Source organism: Caulobacter sp. BP25, assembly GCF_002737755.1.
Lineage (GTDB): Bacteria > Pseudomonadota > Alphaproteobacteria > Caulobacterales > Caulobacteraceae > Caulobacter.
In genome coordinates this window covers 682154-708460 of record NZ_PEGH01000018.1, presented here as the reverse complement: position 1 = coordinate 708460, position 26307 = coordinate 682154, and the positions used below count along the sequence as shown (strand labels likewise).

The 26307-nt window shown below is 68.0% G+C and carries 16 protein-coding genes, 1 tRNA gene and 1 pseudogene; 9 read left to right on the top strand and 9 right to left on the bottom strand.

Translation table 11 applies throughout. The annotated features are described in order from the left end of the window. The first annotated feature begins 13 nt into the window (after window positions 1–13). The 3 genes and pseudogenes from CSW59_RS17265 to CSW59_RS17250 all read left to right on the top strand — a co-directional run bounded on the left by CSW59_RS17265 (window position 14) and on the right by CSW59_RS17250 (window position 4215). A pseudogene (locus tag CSW59_RS17265) lies at window positions 14–2862 on the top strand (M14 metallopeptidase family protein). Between the two features lie 203 nt (window positions 2863–3065). Then, the gene (locus CSW59_RS17260; RefSeq protein ID WP_099445182.1) at window positions 3066–3350 is read left to right on the top strand and encodes a GIY-YIG nuclease family protein; all 285 of its coding nucleotides are present in this window, start codon (window positions 3066–3068) and stop codon (window positions 3348–3350) included. A 385-nt stretch (window positions 3351–3735) separates the two neighbouring features. Then, complete coding sequence (locus CSW59_RS17250) at window positions 3736–4215, top strand: hypothetical protein (RefSeq protein WP_099445180.1); 480 nt, start codon at window positions 3736–3738, stop codon at window positions 4213–4215. A gap of 430 nt (window positions 4216–4645) precedes the next feature. On the opposite strand, the gene CSW59_RS17245 is transcribed toward CSW59_RS17250, so the two are convergent. The 4 genes from CSW59_RS17245 to CSW59_RS17230 form a co-directional block, all read right to left on the bottom strand. Next, window positions 4646–7930 (bottom strand): TonB-dependent receptor, encoded by a 3285-nt coding sequence (locus CSW59_RS17245; protein ID WP_099445179.1) that lies wholly within the window; start codon window positions 7928–7930, stop codon window positions 4646–4648. A 168-nt stretch (window positions 7931–8098) separates the two neighbouring features. Further along, window positions 8099–9061, bottom strand: a complete 963-nt coding sequence (locus tag CSW59_RS17240) for a FecR domain-containing protein (protein WP_236632249.1) — start codon at window positions 9059–9061, stop codon at window positions 8099–8101. Beyond that, window positions 9058–9651: an RNA polymerase sigma factor gene (locus tag CSW59_RS17235; RefSeq protein ID WP_201722841.1), complete on the bottom strand. Its 594-nt coding sequence runs from the start codon at window positions 9649–9651 to the stop codon at window positions 9058–9060. Before CSW59_RS17235 ends, CSW59_RS17240 begins: the two co-directional genes overlap by 4 nt. Window positions 9652–9739: 88 nt before the next feature. Next, the gene (locus tag CSW59_RS17230) at window positions 9740–11407 is read right to left on the bottom strand and encodes an MFS transporter (protein WP_099445176.1); all 1668 of its coding nucleotides are present in this window, start codon (window positions 11405–11407) and stop codon (window positions 9740–9742) included. 208 nt (window positions 11408–11615) lie between these two features. Between CSW59_RS17230 and CSW59_RS17225 the strand changes: the two genes are divergently transcribed. The 3 genes from CSW59_RS17225 (at window position 11616) to CSW59_RS17215 (ending at window position 16466) form a co-directional block, all read left to right on the top strand. Further along, on the top strand, window positions 11616–12218 hold the full coding sequence (locus CSW59_RS17225; protein ID WP_099445175.1) for a peptidylprolyl isomerase: 603 nt from the start codon (window positions 11616–11618) through the stop codon (window positions 12216–12218). A gap of 67 nt (window positions 12219–12285) precedes the next feature. Beyond that, window positions 12286–15369 (top strand): glycoside hydrolase family 78 protein, encoded by a 3084-nt coding sequence (locus tag CSW59_RS17220; RefSeq protein WP_099445174.1) that lies wholly within the window; start codon window positions 12286–12288, stop codon window positions 15367–15369. Between the two features lie 173 nt (window positions 15370–15542). Further along, the gene (locus CSW59_RS17215) at window positions 15543–16466 is read left to right on the top strand and encodes a Gfo/Idh/MocA family protein (RefSeq protein WP_099445173.1); all 924 of its coding nucleotides are present in this window, start codon (window positions 15543–15545) and stop codon (window positions 16464–16466) included. Window positions 16467–16590: 124 nt separating this feature from the next. Here CSW59_RS17215 and CSW59_RS17210 read toward each other — a convergent pair whose 3' ends face one another. The 3 genes from CSW59_RS17210 to CSW59_RS17200 all read right to left on the bottom strand — a co-directional run bounded on the left by CSW59_RS17210 (window position 16591) and on the right by CSW59_RS17200 (window position 20779). Then, window positions 16591–18183: a fatty acid--CoA ligase gene (locus tag CSW59_RS17210; RefSeq protein WP_099445172.1), complete on the bottom strand. Its 1593-nt coding sequence runs from the start codon at window positions 18181–18183 to the stop codon at window positions 16591–16593. 107 nt (window positions 18184–18290) lie between these two features. Then, a complete protein-coding gene (locus CSW59_RS17205; RefSeq protein ID WP_099445171.1) occupies window positions 18291–19094 on the bottom strand; it encodes a copper resistance protein B in 804 nt (267 codons plus the stop codon). Next, window positions 19094–20779 (bottom strand): copper resistance system multicopper oxidase, encoded by a 1686-nt coding sequence (locus CSW59_RS17200; RefSeq protein ID WP_099445296.1) that lies wholly within the window; start codon window positions 20777–20779, stop codon window positions 19094–19096. Before CSW59_RS17200 ends, CSW59_RS17205 begins: the two co-directional genes overlap by 1 nt. A 45-nt stretch (window positions 20780–20824) precedes the next feature. On the opposite strand from CSW59_RS17200, the gene ybaK reads away from it, so the two are divergent. The 3 genes from ybaK (at window position 20825) to CSW59_RS17185 (ending at window position 24686) form a co-directional block, all read left to right on the top strand. Further along, window positions 20825–21301 carry a Cys-tRNA(Pro) deacylase gene (gene ybaK, locus CSW59_RS17195; protein WP_099445295.1) on the top strand — a complete coding sequence of 159 codons (477 nt, stop codon included), beginning with the start codon at window positions 20825–20827 and terminating at the stop codon, window positions 21299–21301. Between the two features lie 64 nt (window positions 21302–21365). Further along, window positions 21366–21442 (top strand) — tRNA-Met (locus CSW59_RS17190). A gap of 238 nt (window positions 21443–21680) precedes the next feature. Beyond that, a complete protein-coding gene (locus tag CSW59_RS17185; protein WP_099445170.1) occupies window positions 21681–24686 on the top strand; it encodes a triple tyrosine motif-containing protein in 3006 nt (1001 codons plus the stop codon). Window positions 24687–24820: 134 nt separating this feature from the next. Here CSW59_RS17185 and CSW59_RS17180 read toward each other — a convergent pair whose 3' ends face one another. After that, window positions 24821–25087 (bottom strand): hypothetical protein, encoded by a 267-nt coding sequence (locus tag CSW59_RS17180; protein ID WP_143755012.1) that lies wholly within the window; start codon window positions 25085–25087, stop codon window positions 24821–24823. Between the two features lie 458 nt (window positions 25088–25545). Then, window positions 25546–26256 (bottom strand): histidine utilization repressor, encoded by a 711-nt coding sequence (gene hutC / locus CSW59_RS17170; RefSeq protein ID WP_099445294.1) that lies wholly within the window; start codon window positions 26254–26256, stop codon window positions 25546–25548. Window positions 26257–26307: the final 51 nt, after the last annotated feature.

Genomic DNA, 26307 nt, shown 5'->3' with positions numbered 1-26307 from the left:
GCGGCTCGCCCCGTTGCCCGGCATGCGGAAATCCGATCCAGCTTCGTCTGATCTTGGAGAGCGGTCTCTGCTGTCGAGCCGCGGGTTAGGGGTGATGCAATGACGCGTGGCGGAGCGATGGCCGGTGCGGCCCTGGGCGTGGTTTTGGCTTTCGGCGCGTTGGCCCATGGCGGCGGCGCGATCGCGGCCGATATCACCCCGCCGGAGAAGGCCTTCGCCCAGCCGATCGGCAGCGACTACTTCCTGGCCGACTACACCGCCTACGAGGCCTATCTGAAGACCCTGGCGGCCCAGTCCGACCGCATGAAGCTGGTCGACATCGGCAAGACCGAGGAAGGCCGCACCCAGTGGATGGCGGTGGTCTCCTCGCCCGCCAACCTGGCCAAGCTGGACCGCCTGAAGGAAATCTCGCGCAAGCTGGCCAAGGCCGAAGGCGTCTCCAAGGAAGAGGCCGAAAAGCTGGCGGCCGAGGGCAAGGCGGTCGTCTGGATCGACGCGGGCCTGCACGCCACCGAGACCATCACCTCGCAGGGCCAGATCCAGGTGCTCTACCGGATGCTGACGGCCAAGGATCCCGAGACCCTGCGCCTGCTGGACGACTGCGTGATCCTGTTCGCTCACGACAATCCCGACGGCATGGAGCTGGTCAGCGACTGGTACATGCGCAACGCCGATCCGAAAAAGCGCGAGTTCAACTCGCTGCCGCGCCTGTACCAGAAGTACGTCGGCCACGATAACAACCGCGACAGCTTCATGTCGGCCATGGCTGAGACCACCAACATCAATCGCCAGCTGTTCCGCGAGTGGTATCCGCAAATCATCTTCAACCAGCACCAGACCGGCCCCAACGGCATGGTGGTGTTCGTTCCGCCGTTCCGCGACCCGTTCAACTTCAACTACGACCCGCTGGTCATGACCCAGCTGCAAGAAGTCGGCATGGCCATGCACAGCCGGCTGGTGGCCGAGGACAAGCCAGGCTCGGGGACCCGCAGCGCCGCCCCCTACTCCACCTGGCACAACGGCATGGTGCGGTCGGTCGCCTACTTCCACAATTCGATCGGCCTGCTGACCGAGATCATCGGCGGCCCGACCCCGACCACGGTCAATCTGGTTCCCGACCTGCAGCTGCCCAATAACGACCGCCCCGCGCCGATCGCCCCGCGCGTCTGGCGCCTGCAGGACTCGCTGGACTACCAGATGACCATGAACCTGGCGGTCATCGACTACGCCGCCCGCAACCGCGAGCGCCTGCTCTTCAACATCTGGAAGATGGGCGACAACAGCATCAAGCGCGGCTCGACCGATAGCTGGACCATCACCCCGACCCGCGTCGAGGCCCTGGCCGCCGCCGGCAAGGACAAGCCCGGCCCGTTCGGCGCGGCGGTCGACCCCAGCCTCTACAAGACCGTGCTGCAGACGCCGCAAGGGCGCGATCCGCGCGGCTATGTGATCCCGGCCGACCAGGCCGACATGCCCACCGTGGTCGCCTTCCTCAACGCCCTGATCAAGACCGGCGTCGATGTCGACAAGGCCGACAAGGCCTTCACGATCGCGGGCAAGACCTATCCGGCCGGCTCGTACGTCGTGCGCACCGCCCAGGCCTATCGCCCGCACGTGCTGGACATGTTCGAGCCGCAGGACCACCCACACGACCTGGAGTATCCGGGCGGCCCGCCCAAGGCGCCCTATGACGTCACCGGCTACACCCTGGCCTATCAGATGGGGATCAAGTTTGACCGCATCCTCGACGCCTTCGAGGCCCCGACCGCGCGCGTGCCCGACCTGATCAAGGTCGCGCCGGGTTCGGTGAAGGGCTCTGGCGGCGCGGGTTGGCTGGTCAGCCATGAGACCAACGCCAGCTTCACCCTGACCAACCGCCTCTTGAAGGCCGGCGCCAAGGTCCAGTGGGTCAAGGACGGCGCCAAGGCCGGCGAGACCGCGTTTGGCCCCGGCGCGATCTGGGTTCCCGCCTCGCCCGCCGCCAAGGCGGTGATCGAGAAGGGCGTGAAGGAGCTGGGAATCGACGCCTACGCGGTCGCCGGCAAGCCGTCCGGCGCGACCATCGCCCTGAAGCCGATCCGCATTGGCCTGGTGGACGTCTATGGCGGCTCGATGCCGTCCGGCTGGAACCGCTGGATGCTCGAGCAGTTCGAGGCCCCGTTCCAGGTGGTCTATCCCCAGCGCCTCGACGCGGGGAACATCAAGAAGGACTTCGACGTCCTGGTCTTCCCCGATGGCGTCGTGCCCGCGCCGCAGGGCGGTCCGTTCCGGGCCAGCCGCGGCGGCGCCCAGCCCAAGCCGGAAGAGATCCCGGCCGAGTACCGCGCCTGGCTGGGCCGCGTCACCGACGACAAGACCCTGCCCAAGATCGCCGAATTCGTGAAGGGCGGCGGCTCGGTCGTGGCGATCGGCGCCTCGACCCGCCTGGCCACGGCCCTAGGCGCGCCGGTCGAGGTGGCCACCGCCAAGACCGAGAACGGCCAGCTGAAGGCCTTCTCCAACCGCGAGCTCTACATCCCCGGCTCGGTCCTGCGGGCCAAGGTCGATCCCAAGCAGCCGCTGGCCTACGGCGCGGGCGAGCAGGTCGACGTCTTCTTCGACCGCAGCCCGGCCTTCACCGTGAAGCCCGACGTCAAGGGCGTCTCGCGCGTGGCCTGGTTCGACACCGACAAGCCGCTGCGCAGCGGCTGGGCCGTCGGCCAGGAGAAGCTGAACGGCGGGGCGGCCATGCTCGATATCGACCTGGGCAAGGGCAAGCTCTTCGTCTTCGGCCCCGAGATCACCCAGCGCGCCCAGTCGTGGGGCACGTTCAAGTTCCTGTTCAACGGGCTGCTGTACGGGCCGGCGGTGAGCGGGAAGTAGGGGAAGGATCCTCACCACACCCGACCTCCCCGGCGAACGCCGGGGCCCAGATTCATCCGGAACGGCTTCAATGGGCGCGCCCACGACCTCGACCGACCATCGGACGTGAGCAGGTTCGATCTGGGTCCCGGCATTGGCCGGGAAGGTCGGACGGAATACAATTTTAGATTGATATTATTCCGACCATTGCCGCACGCTAAGCCATGGCATTCTACGTCTACATCATGGCCAGCCAGCGTAACGGCACGCTCTATATCGGTTCGACCGACGACCTGGCCCGCCGGGTCTTCGAGCACCAGAGCCGAGTACGCGGCTTCACTGCGAAGTACGGCTGCACAATGCTGGTGTGGTTAGAGCAACACGCCTCTCGCGAGAGCGCGCTGATCCGAGAGCGGCGGCTGAAGGAATGGCGCCGGTCTTGGAAGCTCATGCTGATCGAGGAAAGTAATCCCGACTGGCGAGATCTAGGCCTAGAATTCCTGGGCTAGCGCCCGCGAGGTTCCCGAGTTGTGTCCCCTCAACACCCGACCTCCCCGGCGAATGCCGGGGCCCAGATTCATCCGGAACGGCTTGAGTGGGCGCGCCCACGACCTCGACCGACCATCGGACGTGAGCGGGTTCGATCTGGGTCCCGGCATTCGCCGGGAAGGTCGGGTTTATGGGTTAGCGCCCCCTGCCCCCTTGATGGGGGAAGGGCCGGGATAGAGGTGATCCGCCGAGGTTTGTCCGCGCACGGCTTCAACCGCAGCGCACCCACCCTGCCCTCCCCCATCAAGAGGTAGGGGTTTAGGTCTTGCTTCGACCCAAGTCGGACCTTGTCGGCTGAAGGCCTAACCGCCACCCTGTGCTTCTAAACGCACCGCGAGATGCCCTTTGCCGACCCAGTTCCCGCTCATTCATTCGTACGGCCATGAAGATGAGGATATCCGGCTGGGTTACAGGTCATTGCCGATATCGGCCTTCCCTCGTTTTCTCCGCCAAGACGAAGAGCTTCCGAGGCCCCTAAACTTCAGGGAGATCAAAAACGCCACCGAATTAGCTCAGTATCGGGAGTTTGAGCGGGCCTTTTGGGAATTGCACTTGCGCCTTAGCCAGCGAGGATTTTGGCGGGTCCGGCATGGCGGTGATCTTGTTCGAATTAATGGAGATAGCCGCCGCTTCTTCGATCTTTGGCGGGCCAGCCGCCGAGAATTCCGACCCAAGCATCGCTTCCTAGAGATTTACTACGAAGAGCACGATGTGAGGCTGATCCAGAATTGGGACCTGACCGATTGGGCGTTCTTCCGCGACATCGGTGCAAGGGCGGAAGTGGAGAAGATTGTCCGCCAAGTCGGCCTCTTCGTGCCTAACTGAAGGCCCGCAATCCACCCCGATCAGCCCTTCGGCATATCTGCTTTTGGGCGCTCGCGCATGAAAGCCCGCCTTCAGAACAACTGCCCCCCCAAAAACAAGATCGGCGCCGGATGCGACTCCGGCGCCGATATAGCTTCGAGACCCTAGGGGGTACGGCCCCGAAGCGCCGCCGTCCGGCGTCGAACTGGCGATGACGCCGACCGGCGGTAGGCCTCTGTCTGGACCGCAAACAGAAGAGCCTGCCCCCAGGCTGCGCCCCCGCGCCGCCGCCGGCCTTGATCGACCTCAAATCCGAAAACGAATTCGGCGCCGGAGGGGCAGCTCCGGCGCCGATCGTCACGTCCTCGGGGACTTTTCAAAGGGGTAGGACGGCCCCCGAAGCCGCGACGGCTTGCGTTCGAGGCGGGCCCAGCCCGCCTCGAAGCGAGCTCTAGAACCGCTTGGAGACGTTCATGTACCAGTAGCGGCCGGTCGCGTTGTACAGCGAGCCGTAGTAGCCGAAGTTGCTGGACGAGACCGGCGGGTCCTTGTCGCCGACGTTGCGCACGCCGACACGGATCGTGGAGCCGTCGAAGCGGCCTTCGTCGAACGCGTACTGGCCATACAGGCTGACCGTGGTCCAGGCCGGCATCTGGTAGTACTCGCCGCCCGTCAGGGTCGAGCCGGTGTCGTACACCTCGCTCACATAGTTGACGAAGGCGCCCGCGCCCCAGCCGTTCTTGCGCCAGGTCAGGCTGGCGCTGCCGCGGAACTCGGGGAAGCCGCCCATGCCGATCTGGTTGCCGGCGGTGGTGATCGTCACGCCCGGCAGCTGGCCGGCCGCGACGGCCTGCTGCAGCAGGGCCTCGGTCGCGCTAGGCTGCTGGTCGAACTTCAGCAGCTTGGCGACGTTGACGTTCAGACCGAAGTCGCCCCAGGGGGTGTCGTCCAGATCGTAGTCCAGCGAGAAGTCGACGCCCTGCACCATGCGCGGCTGCAGGTTCATGTAGGTGTCGTTGATCGAGATGATGGTCCCGACCGTATTCGACCCCGTCGGAGCCTCGCGCACCACGTTCGGGTTGGACGAGCCCTGCTGGCGCAGCAGCCAGTCCAGCGCGATCTGGTTGGCGCCGCCCAGGATGCCGATCACCCCCTTTTCGCGGATCGACCAGAAGTCGGTGGTCAGGGTCAGCTTGCCGTACTCGAACGGAATGAAGCGCGGCTGATAGACAAAGCCGACGCTGGCGTTGTCGGCCTCTTCGGGCTTGAGGTTGTCGTTGCCGCTGCGGATCTCCAGCGTGCTGGCGCTCGTGCAGGTGGTCGCCGTCGGGGTGTTGATCCGGCAGGCCGCCCAGTCGGTGCGGGTGTTCGAGACCGACGCGCCTTCGCTGTAGAACTGCGGCAGGTTCGGCGCGCGGAAGCTTTGCGAGACCGAGCCGCGCAGCGACAGGCCCTGACCGACCTTCCACAGGATCGCGCCCTTGGGCTTCAGCACGTTGCCGAAGTCCGAATAGTGCTCGTCGCGGGCGGCGATCTGCAGGCTGATCTCCTCGACGAACGGGATGTTCATCTCGGGCGAGATCACCGGCACGGCCAGCTCGAAGAAGGCCGAGGCGATCGTGCGGTCGGCCGAGACGTCCGGCGCGCCCGAGGCGCCCATCACGTCGCTGCCATAGGTCACGCCGGTGACGCTGTTGGTGTAGGTGATCGTGCCGTCCAGGCGGTCGTCGCGGTTGTCCTTGTAGGTCTCGCGGCGCAGCTCGACCCCGGCCGCGAAGCCGACGTCGCCGCCGGGCAGCTGGAACAGGTCCTTCTTCGACACCTTGAAGTCGCCCATGGCCAGCGACGTCTTGCTGATCCGGTAGACGTTGATCAGGAACGAGTTGATCGTGTCCTGGCTGTTGGGCGTGGCGTCCTCGCCCGAATAGTTGGTCAGCGAACCGCCGTTGAACGGGTTGTAGGCCGACGAGTCGGTGCGGTTCAGCGCCGCCTGGAAGAGCGTGTTGCTGATCGCGTTGTGGGTCATGTCCTTGGTGCGGGCTTCCGAGTAGAGCAGCGCGCTGTCCCACTTCCAGCCGTTCCAGTCGCCCTTCAGGCCGCCCAGCAGGCGGACGCTGTCGTCCGTCACCGTATAGGTGCGGCCGCCGGCGTCGACCGGGCGATAGTTGGTGATGTTCATCGCCACGCCCGAAGCGCCCACGCCGGTCAGGCCCGACAGGCGGTTGGGATTGACCGCGCCATTGGCCAGGGTCGTCGGACCGAAGGGGTTCCAGTAGGCGTTGGCCGCGATGCTGATCGGCGACGAGCTGAGCGGCGCGGACTGCTCGCGGTTGCCCGTGAACAGCGCGTGGTAGTAGCCGGCCTCGCCATAGGCGGTGATGTCGCCAAAATCGTGCTCGACGGTCGAGAACAGGTTGGTGCGCTCCAGGCCGCCCTTCAGGCTGCGCTGGGAATTTTCGTCATAGCGCAGCACGCGGTCGTTGGCGCCCGTGATCGTGCCGGCGCGGATGCAGAGGTTCCCGGCCAGGGTCGCCGACGAGCAGCCCGCGGCGGTGTTGGACACCGGCTCGATGTGGAACACGCCCGAGGTCGTCAGGGCCACGCCGTTCTGACGCGGCGCGGTCGAGGACGGGATCAGGGTGAAGGCGCCCCAGGGGCTGGAGGTCGAGCGGTTGTCGAACGCGGTGTCGCTGGCCCAGGCGGTGCCGGCCATGGCGGCGCGGTGATCCTCGCTGGCCGAGTAGTCGCGCTCGCTGGCCATCAGACGGCTGCGGGCGGTGTAGGAGCCAAAGAAGGTCAGGCGGGTGCCGTCTTCCAGGCGCGTGCCGGCCTTCAGGTTGAAGGTCCCCTCACGATAGGTGGTGCCTTCCGAGCCGCCGACCTGGGCCTCGGCGCGCAGGCCCTGGAACTTGGTGTCCAGCACCATGTTGACCACGCCGGCCACGGCGTCGGCGCCGTAGATGGCGGCCGCGCCGTCGCGCAGCACTTCCACCCGCTTCACGCCCGAGACGGGGAACGAGTTGGTGTTGACGGTCTGGACCGGCACCAGGTTCTCGGTCTGGGTGCCGGGCGCCAGGACGGCGCGACGGCCGTTCAGCAGCACCAGGGTGTTGCCAGTGCCCAGGTTGCGCAGGTTCAGCGACGAGACGTCGCCGCGCGCGTCGTTCAGGTTGCCGGTGGTGCGGGCTTCCTGGAACTGGACGTCGCCAGCCTGCGGGATCGAGCGGAACAGCTCATCGCCCGAGACGGCGCCCGTGGCGATGATTTCCTTTTCGCCAACCACCGTCACCGGCAGGGCGTCCGTGGTCCGCGCGCCTTCGATCTGCGAGCCGACGACCACGATGGCTTCAACGATTTGGGCCTCGTCAGTCGCCGCGCCGGCCCCCGCGCTCACGGGCTGGGGGCGTTCGGCCGGCGCCGGGCGCAGCGTAATGGTCTTGCCGTCGTCCGACTGGACGACCAGGCCGGCGGCCTTGGCCAGGCGCGCCAGCGCCTCGGCGTCGGCGATGTCGCCGGCCACGGCGGGCGTGCGCTTGCCGGTGGCGGCCTCGAACGGGAACAGCACCTGCTTGCCCGACTGCTGAGCGAAGGCCTGCAGCGCGGTCACGGCGTCGCCGGCCGGAATGTTGAAGGTGTGGCGGGCCTCTTGGGCCAGGGCCGGACCGGCCAGAACCAGCACGGCGGCGGACGCCATCAGGAAGCCGCGAACCGTGCGGCGACGCGTGTCGTTAGACATTGCTTTTGTATACCCCTCTCGACGCCTCCAGCCCCGACCGGAGAGCGCGTTCGCAGGATCGACGGGGTTACGCCGGTTTTCCGCTAGTGATCGCCGGAACTTTTTTCGGCGGTTTGGTCAACAAAACCCTAAAACCGTCGCTTTCGCGCCCGCGTTCGAGCCCCGTCGCTAGCTGCGTCGCGACAGGCGGATCGCGCCGTCCTCGCCCTGCGAGGCGCGAACCGGGAAGGCGCTGGTCACGGCCGAGACGAAGCTGGTGGGCTCGGTCGTCTGGAAATAGCCGGCCAGGCGCAGGCTCGCGATCGACGGGTCGGCGATGCGGATCTGGCGGTGGTTGTAGCGGTTGAACTCGGCCGCCGCCTGCGCCAGGGACTGGCCGTTCAGGGCGATCGCCCCCTGGCGCCAAGCCAGGCTGCGGTCGATCTCGGCCTCGGAGACCGCGCGCGACCGGGTCCCGCGCGAGTCGTAGATCGCCGCGACGCCGGCGGTCAGGCGCATGTCGTCCTTGGCCTCGGCGCGCACGGGATCAACATCCACCGCGCCCTTCCTGACCGTTACCGCCGCGCCGTCCGAGCCCAGGCGGACCGCCAACTGCGCCGAGCCGTCGGCCGCGATCACGGCGTTCGCCGCCTTGACCACGAAGGGCCGGGCGTCGGGGGCCGCGTCGAACAGGGCCTCGCCCTTGATCAGCTTGACCTCGCGCACGCCGCGCTTGAAGCGGACCACGACCTTGCTGTTGGTGTTCAGCTCGATACGGCTGTTGTCGTCCAGCACCACGACCCGGCGCTCGCCGATCGCGGTGGCGTAGGCGGTCGAGGTTCCGAACGACAGGCTGCCCGCCACGATCAGCGCCATGGCCGCAGAGGCCGCCAAGCCCCGGGCCCAGGGCGATCGCGCCAGGGCGGTCAGGCGAGGCTTGGGCGCCGGCGCCAAGAGGTCCGCGTCGGGCCGCTGCAGCCCGGGCCGCAGGGCGCGCGCGCGGTCCAGCCGCGCCCAGGCGACGGCCTCGCGCTCATAGGCGGCCTCGTGCTCGAAGCTCTCGCCGCGCCAGGCCTCGAAGGCGGCGCGGTCGGCTTCAGAGCACGAAGGATCGTCAAGCCGAACCACCCAGAGGGCGGCGGCCTGCCTCACCGCTTCGCGTCTTGATCCCGTGTCCCGCTCCATGAGCGCCTTTCGTCGACCTTGCTCTTGCGTTCGCTACGCCGTCCCAGCTTGTCGGAACAGTAGCGCAGCCCCTTCACCAGGTGCTTCTCAACAGTAGAGACGGACAAGCCCATCCGACCCGCTATCTCGTCTGGTGAGAGATTATAAACTTTTCTCAACGTGAAGACGCGTCGGCATTGCGTCGGAAGTTCGGCGATCGCGTCGGCCAGGGCCTGCAGCGCCTCGCGCGATTCCATGATCGCCTGGGCGCCCGGCGCCTCGTCGATCGGCTCGATCCGGTCGAAGTCGGCGACGGCGGTGATCGTCAGCACCTTGCGGCGGCGCAGGGCGTCCAGCGCGCAGTTGCGCAGCACCCGCGTGGCGAAGGCCGCCGGATTGCCGATCTCGCGCCAGGTCTTGCAGGCGATGGCCCGGGCGAAGGCGTCGTGGACAAGGTCCTCCGGATCAGTCTGCCCGTCGCGGCAAAACCGCCGCGCATAGGCCAGCAGCTCCGGTTCCAGCGGCAGGATTTCCCGCCGAAACCAGGCGCGCCTGTCTTCGTCGTCTTGAGCCATCAACGCCCCTCTCGGCGCGCAACCAATCGGATTAGCGCAGGGAAGGCAACCCGGCGACGCCATCGTCACCGGGTCGCGGAGGGTCTAATGCCTAATCGTCGATCGGATTATGCCGCGTATCCTTCAGGAACAGACCACCGATAACGGCGGTCACCGAGGCGATGATCACCGGGTACCACAGGCCCGAATAGATATCCCCGGTCGCCGCCACGATCGCGAACGCGGTGGTGGGCAGGAAGCCGCCGAACCAGCCGTTGCCCAGGTGATAGGGCAGCGACATGGCCGTGTAGCGGATCCGCGTCGGGAACAGCTCGACCAGCATGGCCGCGATCGGGCCGTAGACCATGGTCACGTAGATCACCAGGATCGCCAGCAGGGCCACGACCTTGGGCTTGTCGACCAGGGCCGGATCAGCCTTGGCCGGATAGCCGGCGACCTTCAGCTGGGCGCCCAGGTCGGCCTCCCAGGCCTTGCGCGCGTCGGCGAACGCCTTGCCCGTGGCGCCCTGGGGATCAAAGCCGTCCAGCGTGACGCCGCCGACCTGCACGGTCGTGGCCGCGCCGGCCGGGGCGTCGCGGGTCGTGTAGGTCACGCCAGCCTTGGCCAGATATCCCTTGGCCACGTCGCAGGGGGTGTTGAACTTGGCCTTGCCGACGGGGTCGAACTGGAAGGCGCAGGTGGCCGGATCGGCCACCACCACGACCGGGGCCGAGATCTCGGCGCGCGCCAGCACAGGATTGGCGTAGGTCGTGATGGCCTTGAAGATCGGGAAATAGGTCGCCGCCGCCAGCACGCAGCCGACGATGATGATCCACTTGCGGCCGATCTTGTCCGACAGCCAGCCGAAGAACACGAAGAACGGCGTGCCGATCAGCAGGCTGGTGGCGATCAACATGTTGGCCAGCGCCCCATCCACCTTCAGCGTCTTCTCCAGGAAGAACTGGGCGTAGAACTGGCCAGTGTACCAGACCACCGCCTGGCCCATGGTCAGGCCGAACAGCGCCAGCAGCACGACCTTGAGGTTGGGCCATTGGCCGAAGGCCTCGGCCAGCGGCTTCTTGGTCCCCTTCCCTTCGGCGATCATGCGCTGGAAGGTCGGGCTCTCGTGCAGCTTCAGGCGGATCCACAGCGACACGCCCAGCAGCAGCAGCGAGACCAGGAACGGGATGCGCCAGCCCCAAGTCTTGAACGCTTCCTCGCCCAGCCAGGTGCGGGTCGCCAGAATGACCAGCAGCGACAGGAACAGGCCCACGGTCGCCGTGGTCTGGATCCAGCTGGTGTAGAAGCCGCGACGGCCGTCAGGCGCGTGCTCGGCCACATAGGTCGCCGCCCCGCCATACTCGCCGCCCAGGGCCAGGCCTTGCACCAGGCGCATGGCGATCAGGGCGATCGGCGCGGCGACGCCGATCTGCTCGTAGGAGGGCAAGAGGCCGACGACGAAGGTCGACACGCCCATCAGCAGCATGGTGATCAGGAAGGTGTTCTTGCGGCCCCAGATGTCGCCCAGCCGCCCAAAGATCACCGCGCCCAGGGGACGAATGGCGAAGCCGGCCGCGAAGGCCAGCAGGGCCAGGATGAAGCCTGTGGTCTCGTTGACGCCCGAGAAAAAGTGGCCGGTGATGATCACGGCCAGAGCGCCGTAGAGGTAGAAGTCGTACCACTCGAACACGGTGCCGAGCGAGGACGCTCCGATCACCAGCGCGTCGCGCCCCTTCCCTGGTTTCCCCTGAGCAGGCGCGGCTTGGCTATCAGCCCCCATGAATGAATTCCCTTCCCTGATCGCCGCGTTTCCCCGCGGTCAGGCGCGACCCTAACCAGCGATCGTGACTCTTGCGATGCAGGAAATCTGGTAGCGGTCACTTTTCCGGAACGCGCTCCCACAATGTGGCCATAGGACGGGCCAAGAGGGCAGGCATGACGGCGATAAGTGCGATATGGCATCACCCCGATAGCCAAGAGGAGCCGCCATGACCGTTTCGAAGATCGCCCGCCGCGCCGTGATCGGCGCCGTGGCCATGCTGGCCGCCTCGCCCGCCCTCGCCGCCGGCAAGCCGCGCGTGGCGATCCAGACCGACAAGGGCGTCATCGTCGTCGAGCTGGAGGACCAGAAGGCCCCGATCACGGCCGAGAACTTCCTCTACTATGTCGATAAGCGCCGCTTCGACGGCGGCCAGTTCTTCCGCGCCAACCGGGCCAAGGGCGCGCCGGGCGCCGGCTCGATCCAGGGCCAGCCCAAGCCCTACGCTCGCCGCGCCCCGCCGATCGCCCACGAAAGCACGCTGAAAACGGGCCTCAAGCACAAGGCCGGCGCCATCTCGATGGGCCGCAACGCCCCCGGCTCGGCCACCGCCGACTTCTTCATCTGCGCCAGCGCCCAGCCCTATCTGGACGCCAAGCCGGGCAAGTCCGACGCCGCCCAGGGCTATGCGGTGTTCGGCTATGTCGTGCAGGGCATGGACGTCGTCAAAAAGATCCTCGCCGGGCGAACGGATGGCCCGACCGATGTGCCATCAATGAAGGGCCAGATTCTGAACCCGCCGGTGAAGATCATCAGCATGAAGCGGGTGTAGGAAGGCTGGTCGAGAGATTTCAGCGCGACGTGCAGATCGCGCGAAATGGTCTTTAGGGAGCAAAACCATGTTCGAACTCGATAGACGGGCGCTCCTGCTGGGCTTGCCCGTCGCGAGCGCCCCCCTGGCCGAAGGGACGCGTCAGGCCCCTGGGTTGCGAGCGGTGAGCTTGCAGACCGCGATGCGGCTTCAGCCCCTGGGGATCGACGACCCGCGACCGATGCTGTCCTGGCGGCTTGAGGGACCAGCGGGCGCCGTCCAGTCCGCCTACCAGATCATGGTCGCATCGACCCCCGAGAAGCTTCGGGCTGGTGTCGCCGATCTCTGGGACAGCGGCCGGGTCAAGAGCTCGGAGTCCGTCGGCGTGCGCTACGGCGGCGCGCCGCTGAAGGCGCGCCAGCGCTGCTTCTGGCGGGTGAAGACCTGGGACGCCGCTGGGCGAGCCTCCGAATGGAGCCCTCCAGCGACCTGGGAGATGGGCCTCATCGACCAGACCGAATGGATCGGCGACTGGCTGGCCGTCGAGGCGGCCGACGAGCGCGATGATCGAGCGGCCGGCGTGCGCTGGGTCGAGGCCCAGACGCCCAAGCCTCACGAGACCTGTCGCTTTCGACTGTCCTTTCGGTCTGGGATGGGCGAGGGGCGGCTGGTGATCCTGACCGAGGGCAAGCTGTCCAAGCTCGTCCTGGACGGACGCGTCGTCGAGCTGCCTTGGCGCAACCCCAATGGCTACGGCGATCCCCCCGCCCTCGCCTTCCCGCTCCGTCTGGAGGCCGGCGCTCACGAGCTGATCGTCGAAGTGACCGCGACGGGGCCAGACGGCGGTCCTGGGCGCGCGGTGCTGGGCGCCCAAGTCCGGATGCTCGACGCCGAAGGCGCGGCGCGGCGTGTCGTGGACGGCTGGGAAAGCGAGGCGGCGGACGCGTGGAAACCCGCTGTCGTCCGGACGACCCAGCCGCATTTCCCCTGGCCGCCCACGCCCGCGCGGTTGCTGAGGCGCGCCTTCACCCTTTCGAAGCCGCCGACCCAGGCCAGGCTCTATGTGTCGGCGCTGGGCGGCTATCGCATCTGGCTCAATGGGCGACGCGTCGGGGACGATGAGCTGCAATCGGAACCCGCGCAGTATCGCCGCCACGTTCCCTATCGCGCCTACGACGTGACCGACCTCTTGCGCGACGGCGAGAACGTCGTGGGTCTGATGGTCGGGGACGGAACGTTCGCCAGCTACCAAGCCCCCGATGGTCGATACGCCTATGGTCCCGCGCCGCGCCGGGTCCGGCTGTTTATCGAGAGTCGTGACGCTGAGGATCGGGTCGAGCGTATCGCCACCGACGCCGCCTGGCGGCATGCGATTTCACCGGTCCTGATGTCCGAGATCTATGCAGGCGAAGACCATGACCTGCGCCTCTGGCCGCATGGATGGGCCGAGCCGGGGTTTGACGACAGCGGGTGGAGCAAGGTCTGGACGGCGCCGCCGCCGGAAGGCGGACCTTGCGCGCTGCTGTCCGAGCCCATTCGCGAAACGCGCATCCTGAAGGCCGTCTCCATCCGCGCCGTGGGGCCTGACCGTCACATCGTCGATTTTGGCCAGAACTTCGCGGGACGCGTCCGTCTGCGGGTCAAGGGGGCCAAGGGCGCCCTGGTCATTGTTCGTCACGCCGAAATCCTGGATGGCCAGGGCGGGCTGGATCGGCGCAACCTTCGGGTGGCCCGGGCTGAGGATCGGTACATCCTGAACGGCGACGACGCCCCCGAAACCCTGCAGCCGATCTTCACCTATCAGGGCTTCCGCTACGCCGAGATTCAGGGCGTCGCCACCCTCGGCCAGAACATGATCGACGGCGTCGTGCTGTCCAGCGACCTGCCCGAGATCGGGGTGTTCCGCACCGCCGAACCCGTGGTTCAGAACCTTTGGCTCAATTCGCTGTGGAGCCAGAGATCCAACTTCATGGGAATCCCCACCGACTGCCCCCAACGCGACGAACGGCTGGGATGGACGGGCGACGCGCAGGTCTTTTGGGAGACCGCCGCCTTCAACATGGACGTGGGCGGCTTCACCCGAGGCTTCACGCGCACCCTGCGCGACGACCAGGCCCCCAACGGCGCCTATCCGATGTGGTCGCCCTCGCCTCGGGGCCTGGGCTGGGGGACCACGAGCCCTACGCCCGGCTGGGCGGACGGGGGCGTCATGCTCCCCTACGTGGCCTATCTGCATTCGGGCGACCGCTCCATCGTCGACGAGAACTGGGAGGCCATGAGCGCCTACGCCTCGGGCGTGCTGGCCGAGAACCCTGATGGCTTGTGGCGGCGCGGTCGCGGCGCGGACTTCGGGGACTGGCTGGCGCTGGACGGCAAATCGCCCGGGGACGCGACCACGCCCAAGGACCTTATCGCGACAGCGATGCTGGCCAGGTCGGTCGACCAGCTCGCCCAGATGGCGGCCTGGACCGGCAGAAGCGCCGAGGCAAAGACCTGGCGCGCCCAAGGCGACAGGATCAAGGCCACTTTCGCCTCGGCCTTCGCCCGCGCCGACGGAACGGTCGGCAACGGCAGCCACACCGGGTACATTCTGGCTCTGCGCCTGGGACCGCTACCCCAGGGCCTGCGGAAAGCCGCTGGCGAGAAACTGGCCGCCGACATTCGCCGCCGTGGGACACTGCTGTCGACGGGCTTTCTGGGAACACCACTGGCCTTGGACACCTTGGTCGATCATGGCCATACCAGCCTGGCTTTCGACCTGCTTCTCCGCACCGAGTATCCGTCCTGGGGCTACATGGTCCGTCGGGGAGCAACCACGACCTGGGAGCGTTGGAACGGCGACACGGGCGATGTGTCGATGAATTCCTTCAACCATTACGCCCTGGGGGCCGTTTGCGGCTTTCTGTACAGGCGGGTGACCGGTATCGAGCCCATCACCCCAGGCTTTGGCGCGTTCCGGGTGGCCCCGCTCATAGATCGTCGCCTCCAGTCCGCGGGCGCGACCGTTGACAGCGCACGGGGCCGCATTGAGACCAACTGGCAGGTGTCCGGCGATCGGGCGGTTCTGAAGGTTCGCGTACCGGCGAACAGTCGCGCCGAAGTCGTCCTGCCGACGCTGGCGCGGTCCCTCGGGGCGGGTGAGCACACCTTGTCGGTCTCCCTGACCCCTTGAAGCCGGCCCATTCCGGCGACGGACGTCCCCGTGGGGGAGATGAGCTCTAGCTGGGGCGGCGATGCCGACGTCGGCATGCTGTCGGGCGGCGCTCCTTTTTTCGGCCACCGCCTTGCGTCGCCTCATTTATAATATAAACGCCAGCGACGAACATCGCGCGGGAGGAGACTAAAGTGATCCGCATCGGCCTCGTCGGCGTGGGCAAGATCGCCCATGACCAGCATATCCCCGCGATCGCCGCGGACCCGCGCTTTGACCTGGTCGCCGCCGCCAGCCGCAGCCAGCCCAACCTCGGCGACCTGCCGGTTTTCCACGATATCGCGCAGATGCTGGCCGAAGGCCCGGACCTGGACGCCGTCGCCCTCTGCACCCCGCCCCAGGCGCGCCGCGAGACGGCGCTGGCCGCCCTGCGCGCCGGCAAGCACGTCTTCCTGGAAAAGCCGCCTGGCGCCACGGTCAGCGAAGTGGCCGAGCTGGCCGCCGTCGCCCGCGAGCAGGGCGTCGTTTTGTTCACCAGCTGGCACTCGCGCTTCGCCGCCGGCGTGCCCCTGGCCAAGGCCTGGCTGGCCAAGAACCCCGTCCGCACCCTCTCCATCGAGTGGCGCGAGGACGTGCGCCGCTGGCACCCCGGCCAGACCTGGATCTGGCAGGCCGGCGGCATGGGCGTCTTCGACCCGGCCATCAACGCCCTGTCGATCCTGACCGAGATCATGCCTGACGAGGTGTTCGTCACCGACGCCAAGCTGCAGGTGCCCGAAAACGTCCAGTCGCCGATCGCCGGCCATGTCGACATGACCACCCTGAAGGGCGCGGCGATCACCGCCGATCTCGACTTCCTGCAGACCGGCCCCCAGACCTGGGACATCACCGCCTGGAGCGACGCCGGCGAGCTGAAGCTGTCGCTGGGCGGCGCCGAACTGACCATCGACGGCCAGGCCGTCGAGCTTGGCGAGAACCGCGAATATCCGGGCCTCTACGACCGCTTCGCGACCCTGATCGCCGAGGGCCGCTCCGAGGTCGACGTGCGGCCCCTGGCCCTGGTGGCCGACGCGTTCATGATCGGCACGCGGGAAGTGGTCGAGGCGTTTGTGGAGTAGCCATACTCGCCCCCTCCGGGCCTTCGGCCCTCCTCCCCCGGAGGGGGAAGAAGTTCCTTCCGCCCCCTCCGGGGCGGACGACCTCGCAAGGCGAGGTCAGGTGGGGGCCCGCAGAGCTAGCCGCCTAGTTCACCTGCCGCTCGCGCCCTTCCCAGTACGGCGCGCGCAGCTCGCGCCGCAGGATCTTGCCGGACGCGTTCCTGGGCAGCGCCGCCACGAAGTCCACGCTCTTGGGCGCCTTGAAGTGGGCGATCCTGGTGCGGGCGAAGGCGATGATGTCGTCGGCGTCGGGCGTGACGCCGGGCTTGGGCGCGACCACCGCCTTGACGGCCTCGCCCCATTTGTCGTCCGGCACGCCGATCACCGCCACCTCGGCCACGTGCGGGTGGCCGTAGACGGCGCTTTCGACCTCGGCTGGATAGATGTTCTCGCCGCCCGAGATGATCATGTCCTTTACCCGGTCGTGGATGAACAGATAGCCGTCCTCGTCCAGGTAGCCGGCGTCGCCGGTGCGCAGCCAGCCCTCGGCGTCGATGGTCTTGGCGGTCGCCTCGTCCAGCTTCCAGTAGCCCTTCATGGTCGAGGCCGAGCGCACGGCGACCTCGCCCACCGTATTGGGCGGCAGGCTGCTCCCCGCCTCGTCGATCACCTTCAGCTCGACGCCCGGCATCGGCAGGCCCGCCGCGCGCATGCGCGTGTTGCCAGCCGGGTCGTGGTCCTCGGGCGGCAGATAGACCACCGTGCCGGTCGTCTCGGTCATGCCGTACTGCTGGACAAAGCCACAGCCGAACACCTCCATGCACTCGCGCAGCAGATCCAGCGGGATCGGCGCGGCGCCGTACAGGATGTGGTACAGGCGCGAATAGTCGACCTCGCGCGCTCTGGGCAGCCGCACCACGATCTGCAGCGCGGCGGGCACCATGAACATCTTCGAGACGCGGTCCTTCTCGATGTAGTCCAGCACCTTGAAGGGATCGAACTCGCGCGCCACCACGCCCTTGGCGCCGTTGAACAGGCCGACCAGCCCCCAGCCGGTGCCGCCGATATGGGCCACCGGCATGGCGACCAGGCTGACGTCGCTGGGCCCCCAGCGGTTCCAGGGCAGCTGGGTCGCGGCCGGCTCGCGCCGCATGGCCAGGATGTTGTCGTGGGTCAACATCGCCCCCTTCGGCCGCCCCGTCGTGCCCGAGGTGTAGAGCTGGATGGCGATGTCGGACGTGGCGATCGGCTTGTGCGGATCGGTGTCGGGTTGCGCGTCGCGCCAGGCCTCGAAAGTCGAGTTATCGCCCGCTTCCTCTGGCTCCATCGCGATCACGACGGGCCGATGGGTGAGTTGGGCGGCCACCTCGCCGACATGACCGATCAGCTCGGGCCCGACGAACACCAGCTTGGCGTCGCTGTCGGCGACGATATAGGCGATCTCGGGCGCGGCCAGGCGCCAGCCGATCGGTGTCGTCACCACGCCTGCCTTGGCCGCGCCGATCAAGAGCTCGAAGTACCCATCGCTGTTCTTACCGACATAGGCCACGCGGTCGCCGGTCTTGAGCCCCGCCGCGAGCAGGGCGTTGGCGACCTGATTGGTGTGGCGGTCGAAGTCGGCGAAGGTCGTATCGCGGCCCTCGAAGCTGAACGCCACCGCGTCCGGCCGGGCCTCGGCGTGATAGCGGGCGACGTCGCCCAGGGTCCGCATCCGCTCGAAGTCGATGGCGTCCGACATCCGTCCTGGCTCCCTAGCTGTCCAGCTCTGCGGCCGGTCAAACGGATGTTGGGCCAGGCTTCCGCGCGCGGCAAGCTATCCGTAACGATAGGTAGAGCGCCAGACGTTCAGCGCCAGGCGCGTACCCCGATCACCACCGCTGTGCTCCCCGCCCGCTCGCCGGTTTCGACGGCCGGACCAAAGGCCCGCTCGCGCACCAGACCGACATAGGGGGCGAACTCGCGGGTGATCTCGTAGCGCAGGCGCACGCCGCCCTCGAGCCGCGCGGCGCCGGCCTCGGCGAGGTCGCCTTCAAGCCGGGGCTGCAGGATCAGCTTCTGGGTCAGGCGCAGGTCGTAGGAGGCCTCGGCCCGGGCCGAGACATCGCCCTGGTCGGACAGATAGGCCGCGCCCTGGACCTCGAACCAGTAGGGCGCGAGCCCCTCGAAGCCAACGGTCGCATAGCTCCGCCCCTTTGGAGCCAGGTCGTAGCGAACGCCCGCCTGAAAGTCGAAGTACGGGCCGACCGGCCAGGCCTTCAGCAGCTCGGCCTCGCCGCGCTCCCAGCCCTCGCCGGCCTTGCGCTCGCCACGCGCCTTGACCACCCAGCGCGAGGCGTCGCCGCCCCACCAGGCCTCGCCCTCGAACGCCTGACCGTCGCCGCCCTTCAGGACGCGGTGCTCCAGCACGTCGGCGCGGACCGTCCAGGCGGTCCCGCCGCCATGCTCCTTGGCCAGCTGCGCGCGGGCGGCGGCCATGACCGCAGGGCTGTAGAAGCGCTCGGCGGCGTGGTCGGTCGGGATCGGCGGCGGCTTGGCCTGGCTCGCCGGCGCGGCGGGCGCTGGCATAGCGTGGCCGGCGTGCGGGTCGGCGGCGGCCGGCGCATGCTGATGGTGCTCGTGCTGAACGGCGGGCGGAAGATCGACCAGCATCACGCCGCCTCCCCATCCAGCGGACGCACGGTGACCACCGCGAACATGCCCGCGTGCATGTGCAGCAGCATGTGACAGTGGAAAGCCCAGTCGCCCGGCTCGTCGGCGGTCAGGTCGAAGGCGGCCTTGCTCCCCGGCGCGACATTGACCGTGTGCTTCAAGGGCTGGCGGTCCTGGCCGTTGACCAGCTCGAAGAAGTGGCCGTGCAGGTGGATCGGGTGGGACATCATGGTGTCGTTGATCAGCACCACCCGCACCCGCTCGCCGCGCTCGAAGGCGTAGGGCTTGCGATCGGGCCCATAGGGCTGGCCGTCGAACGCCCACATGAAGCGCTCCATATTGCCAGTCAGGTGGATCTCGACCGTCCGCCCCGGCGGGCGCTTGTCCTTAGGCTCATTGAGGTTGGCCAGGTCGGCATAGGTCAGCACCTTGTGGCCGACGTCCTCCAGCCCTTGCGGCGGCTCGGCCATGCGGTCCATCGGCATCGGCGAGATGCTCTGCACGCCGGGCGTCAGCGGCACGCTGGGCGCGTTGCTCTGGGCGCGCATGGACATGTCCATGCCGGGCATGTCCATGCCGTGGGCCATGTTCCCCATGCCCATGTCCTTCATCGTCGCCAGCGGCCGCTTGCGCAGGTCTGGCGCCGGCGCCGTCATGCCCAGGCGCGGCGCCAGGGTGGCGCGGGCCATCCCCGAACGGTCCGAGGCCTCGGCGACCAGGGTGAAGGCCTTATCCTCGACCGGGCGGACAATGACGTCATAGGTCTCGGCCGGGGCGGTCTGGAACTCGTCTACCCGGACCGGGACGACTGGCTGGCCGTCGACCTCCACGACCTCCATCGCCAGGCCCGGAATGCGCAGGTTGAAGGTCGTCATGGCGGCGGCGTTGATGATCCGCAGGCGCACCCGCTCGCCGGGCGAGAACAGGCCCGTCCAGTTGTCGGCGGGGCCGTGGCCGTTGACGAGATAGGTGTAGGTCGAACCGGTGACGTCCAGCACGTCGGCCGGGTCCATCCGCATCTTGGACCACTCGATCCGGTCCTTCAGCGACTGGTCCTCGCCGCGTAGCAGGCCCGCGACCGTCTGTTTCTGCATGTTGAAATAGCCGGCCTGGGCCTTCAGCTTCCGGAACAGCTCGTGCGGATGCAGGAAGCTCCAATCCGACAGCACGATCACGTGCTCGCGGTCGAAAGCGATCGGGTCCTCGCCGGCCGGGTCGATGATCATCGGCGCGTAGTGGCCAAGCTGCTCCTGCAGCCCCGAATGGCTGTGCCACCAATAGGTCCCCGACTGCCGGATGGGGAAGTCGTAGGTGAAGGTCTCGCCGGGCCTGATCCCCGGGAAGCTGACGCCCGGCACGCCGTCCATCTGGAACGGAACGAGCAGGCCGTGCCAGTGGATCGAGGTGTCCTCGTCGAGATTGTTGCTCACCGCGATGCGGACGTTCTGGCCTTCCTTCAGTCGGATCAGCGGTCCCGGGATCGCGCCATTGATCGCCACGCCGTGGCCGGCGCGGCCGTCGATGCGCGGCATGGCGTGACCGATGGTCAGCTTGATGTCCTCGCCGCTCAGCGCCGCGGGCGAGCGCCCAGCCTCTCCCGCCCGCGCCCAGGCCGGCAGAAGGCCCAGGGCGCCCAGACCCAGGGCGCCGCGCAACAGAGTCCGTCGATCAAAGCCCGTCATCACCGTTCCGTATTCCAAGGTCCGGAGCACTTGGGTATCACCAAGGCCATGTCCAAGAGCACCCCCGCCACGATCGCACTGACCAAGGCCGGCGTCGCCTTCGACCTTTATACGTACGATTACGATCCTGGATCGGAACGTGTCGGCCTTCAGGCCGCCGAGGCGCTGGGCGAGGACCCGCGCCGGGTGCTCAAGACCCTGGTGGTGATGCTGGACGGCAAGCCCGCCTGCGCCATCCTGCCCTCGGACAAGGAGGTCAGCATGAAGAAGCTGGCCGCCGCCCTGAAAGGCAAGTCGGCCGCCATGGCGCCCGTGCCCGACGCCGAACGGATCACCGGCTACAAGGTCGGCGGCGTCAGCCCCTTCGGCCAGAAGAAGCGCCTGCCGACGGTGATGGAAGCCGCCGCGCTGTCGGAGCCCTACGTCTTCATCAACGGCGGCCAGCGAGGCCTGCAGGTCAAGCTGGCGCCCGCCGACGCGGTCAAGGCGCTAGGCGCGACGGCGGCGGGGATCGTGGCGGACTGAGACACAGCGCCGGTGGGCTTGAAATCCCGCGCGGTTCTCGCCTATAAGCCGCGCCTCCTGGTCTGGCTGGGTAGCTCAGATGGTTAGAGCGGTGGATTCATAACCCACAGGTCGGCGGTTCGATCCCGCCCCCCGCCACCAGGACCTTCCCTTCGCCCCCATCGTCGCCGCAGCTGGCCGGCTTGCGGTGTTTGCGTCTCAAGCTACGGTAGAGCGTGAGCGTCAGGCTCGCGGGGCGCATCGGCCGGCAAGCGCCGAACCCGCGGGCGTGATCGGCCGCGATCCAAGACTCGACGAATAGGCTAATCCCCTGGGGCGCGCGCCTTGGCGGCTATCCGATGGTCCAAGACCGGCTAAACGCGCGTGGGGGTTTGGGGTAATGCGTAAGCGTCTGTTGTCGGCCGTGGTTCTGTGCTGGGCGCTCGCCGCGCCGGCGCTGGCGCAGCTGTCTCCGAAGAGCGTCGACCAGTTCCAGCATTCGCGATGGACGGCGCGGGAGGGCGGGCCTTGGGGGATCAACGCCATCGCCCAGTCGCCGGACGGCTTCATCTGGCTGGCGACGCCGACCGGCCTGACGCGGTTTGACGGCGTGGCCTTCGAGACCTTCGCGCCGCCGGGCGACGACCCGGCCAGCGCGCCCAGCTTGACCGCCGTCCTCACGCGGCGATCGGGCGAGGTCTGGGTCGGACGCGGCGGGTTCGCGGGGGTGGCGGCGCTGCGCCAGGGCCGCCTGGTCGACATGGGCCTGCCCAATCCGGCCTATCAGGTCACCAGTCTGGTCGAGGATCTCGACGGCGACGTCTGGGCGTCGACGACGCGCACGGGCAGCGCTCTGCGACGCTACCGCCAGGGCCGCTGGGAGACGATCGACGAGCGCTGGAACACGCCCTCCACGACGGTCCCGGGCGACCTGATCGTCGACAAGGCCGGGTCCCTGTGGGTGGCGCTCGACAACAGCCTGTACGTGCTGCCGCGCGGCGCGAAACGCTTCGTGCGGACCGGCGTGCCGGCCACGGGCGGCGTGGGCTACGCCGTCGACGCGCGGGGGCGTCTATGGATGGCCGACAGCCAGGGCGTCCGGCGCGTTCCCGACATCGTGGGCGGCGAGACCGCGAAGACGCCGCAACCCAATTACCCGTTCACGGGCGTGCGGCGCGGCGCGATCAGGTTCTCGCCCGACGGCAGCCTCTGGGGCGCCACCAGGACCAACTGGCTGTTTCGGATTCAAACGCCCGGCCAGGGCGGCGAGGTCTCCCGCTATCGGATACCGGGGGGACGGGCCTCCGACGACTTCGGCGCCGTCTTCGTGGACCGGGACGGCACGGCTTGGTTCGGCGGCGCCGGCGGCCTGGACAGCTTCGTCGCCACGGGCCTCTTCAAGGAGCCGATCTTCCCCTTCTCCCCCGAGGGCTACCAGATGGCCGACGACGGCCAGGGCCGCGTCTACGTGGTCACCGGCGAGGAAGCCTTCGTCATCCGTCCGGGCGCGTCGCCAGAGCGGATCATCAAGGACGAGTTCCTGGGCGTTTGCCGGGGCCAGAACGGATCGGTCTGGCTGACGGGCCCCAACCTCTTCCGGCGCGTGGTCGACGGCAAGGTCGTGAAGGTCGTCAGGTCATCGACAACCGCCATCGGCAACTGCGCCGAGGACCCGCAGGGTCGGCTGTGGTGGGTCGACGAAGGCGGCGTGATCCGGGTTCAGGACGGGGCGGTGACGCGCGACATGAGCCGCCTTCTGCCCGAGGGCGGCGACCAGCCCTGGGAGACCTTCAGCGACCGCCAGGGGCGGCCGATCTTCCTCCTTGAGAACCGAGCTATCGCGCGCGTGGACGGCGAGCGTAGCGACATCTGGACCAACCAGCGGCTGGGCGTGGGCGCCATCATCGACGCGGTGGAAGACGGTCCCTCGGGCCTGTTCATCGCCGGCAACGCGGGCCTTGCGCGCATTCGCGGCGACAAGATCCAGCGCCTGCAGGTGCGCCGCCATCCGTGGCTGCGCGGCGCGCGGGCGATCACCTGGTCCCCGGACGGCTATGTGCTGATGCTGTCGCGCGCGGGGCTTGTGCGGCTCAAGGCCCAGGACCTCGACCGCGCGTTCGATAACCCCGACGCCCCGATCCCTCATTCCGCGCGGTCCGACCTGGATGGCTTGAGCCCCGGCTACCGCCGGTATGGGGGACCCCAGGCCGCGTTTGGCGGCGATGGTCGCTACTGGTTCCTCGCCGGACCCGGCCCGATGATGGTCCAGCCCGGCGGACTGACCCCGAACCGGACGCCCCCGCCGGTGCTCATTCGCTCGATCTCCCACGGCGGACGCGTCTATGACGCCAGCGCGCCGATCGTCCTGCCAAAGGGCGCCAAGAACCTGTCGATCGCCTATTCCGCGCTCTCGCTCAGAGCGCCCAGCCAGACCCAGTTCCGCTACAAGCTGGACGGCGTGGACGCCAACTGGGTCGACCCCGGCGCCCGTCGCGAAGCGATCTACACTAACCTTCCGCCCGGACAGCATCGCTTCCAGGTCATCGCCGCGAACGAGGACGGCGTCTGGAACAACACCGGCGCGACGCTGGAGTTCACCATCCCCAAGACCTTCGTCCAGACCCGCCTGTTCCTGGCGCTGTGCGTCCTGGCCCTGGCGGCCCTGGCCTGCTTGGCGTTCAGCCTCCGCCTGAGAGCCGTCTCGGAGCGTATTCGCCTGCGCATGGGTGAGCGGATGGCCGAGCGCGAGCGCATCGCCCGAGAACTGCACGACACGCTGCTGCAGGGCGTGCAGGTCCTGATCCTCCGCCTGCAGCGCATCGCCAACGAGAAGGCGCGGCAAGGCGACGGCGTGGCGCTGGAACGGATCCTGGACGAGGCGGACATCTTCGTCGCCGAGGCGCGCGACCGGGTCTGGGACCTGCGCATATCGCCCGCCCAAGGCGACCTGGAGGCCGCGCTCGACACCCTGGTGGCGACCGCCTCCACGGTGAGCCCTAGCGTCATTCATCGCCACACCGAGGGCAAGCCCCGCCCCCTGGAGCCGACGGCCTGCGACGAGATCGTGCGGATCGTCCAGGAAGCGGTCTCCAACGCGCGACGTCACGCCCAAGCCTCGAGCATCCGGATCGTCACCGTCTACCGCCCCTTTTCCCTGGAGGTTTCGATCGCTGATGACGGAATTGGCATGTCGCCCCAGATCCTGCGCGAGGGCCGTGACGGGCATTTCGGGCTGAAGGGCATGCATGAGCGGGCCAGGCGCGTCGAGGGCCGCGTTCGCATCGACAGCAAGGCGGGCGCTGGCGCGCGGATCACCCTAAAGGCGCCGGGAGGCGTGGTTTATCAGTCCGGCGCGCTTCGCTGGCTGAAAGCCCTAAACCCTCGCGCCAGGCTCACGCGGCGCTGACCCGAGAAGCCCGGCGGGACATCAGAGCGTCATAGCCGAAAGTGTGAGCGGTTTCGGCGGCAATCACGCTCTAAATGTTTGAAGTAGAGCCTCGTTATCGCGTCAAAACGATCCCGTTTTTGACGCGCGAGGCTCTAGGCCGAGATCGGGGGACGCTCGTCTTCCAGGCCGCCCACCACCAGCTTCAGCATCGGGCGCGTCGCCGAGGGGTTCGTGCCGCGTAGCTCTTCGCCCAGCATGTGGAAATAGCTCGCTATGCGGGTGTCCTGTTCGTGGCGCGCCAGGACGTCCATCGCCTCGGCGAACTCCTGCCGCGACGCCGCGCCCTTGGCGGACAGCACGCCCACGAGCGCTGCGAACAGACCCGTCTGAATCTGCAGCAGCGAAGGTTGGTCCGGCATATCCATCTCGACACTCCTCGTCGCAACGGCCATGAGGAGTATATTGCGCCGCGTCGCTGAAAGAGCCCAATGAAAACGATTGTTCATATCCGAGACGAATTGCCACACGCGATGGATTCGGAGTAAATTTCGGGATCATTATTTACAGATACTGCTGCGACAACTTGTCCACACCCAGCGCTGGACACGGAGCAACAGCTTTTCGGGCAAGGGTTTGACCGCGCTTCGCGCCATGGCTCTACGGGCCTCATGATGACCAACAGCCTCAAAGGCGGATGCCTGGGCGGGGCCCTGCGCTGGGCGGCCGACCGCGCCCCACCTACAGGGGGTTGTGCTGTTGCGCCGACTGCCGCGGGGCTTCGGGCTCGAGCTTCATCCCGTTCATGGGTTTTCCGGCCTCGGCGCTGGCGAGCACGGCCTGACCGACAACCACACGATCTATGCCGGACCGGCGGCGTTCAAACCCTCGGCCCGAACCGCGCCACCAGGTCATAGGCCTCGCCCGGGAAGACCTGACGAACGCGGGTAACGCCCCGCCCTTCCCGCCAGGTGCGGCGATCGACCACCAGGCAGGCCGCGCCCTCGTCCAGGGCCAGCAGGCGGGCGACCTCGGCGTCGGCGTTGATGGCGCTGATCCGGCTCTCGGCCTCGGTCCAGGCGACATGCTCCAGCAGCCAGGCGCCGGGCGTCTCCTGGCTGAAGTCGGCGGCCTCGATGTCCGGCGCGGCCTTCAGGGACACCAGCCGGCGCTCCAGGGCGAAGGGGCGGCCATCGGCGTCGTGAACGCCGTCCAGGGCCAGCAGCCCACCGCCCGCCGCCAGTTCGAGCTCGCCGGGCGCCGCACCATCCGCCTCGCGCACGGCCCGCGCCAGCAGCCGGAAGGCGTAGGCCTCGCCCCGCGCCTCGATCTCGGCCTGGATGTCGGGGATGTTCAGGACCGGGGCGTGGACGCGTGGCCGCGCCACGAACGAGCCCGCCCGCTTGCGGCGCACGATCAGCCCGGCCTCGACCAGAGCGGCCATGGCCTTGCTGACCGTCATGCGGGCGCAGCCGTACTGGCCCATCAGCTCGGTCTCGAAGGGCACGCGGTGGCCGGGCGGCCAGGCGCCGGAGCGGATGCGGCCCTCGATGTCGGCGCGGATGCGCTGGTGCAGCGGCGCGCCCCCCAGGCCGGGGATCTCCTGAACGCGCGCGTCGGTCACTGGACAAGTCTCGTCATT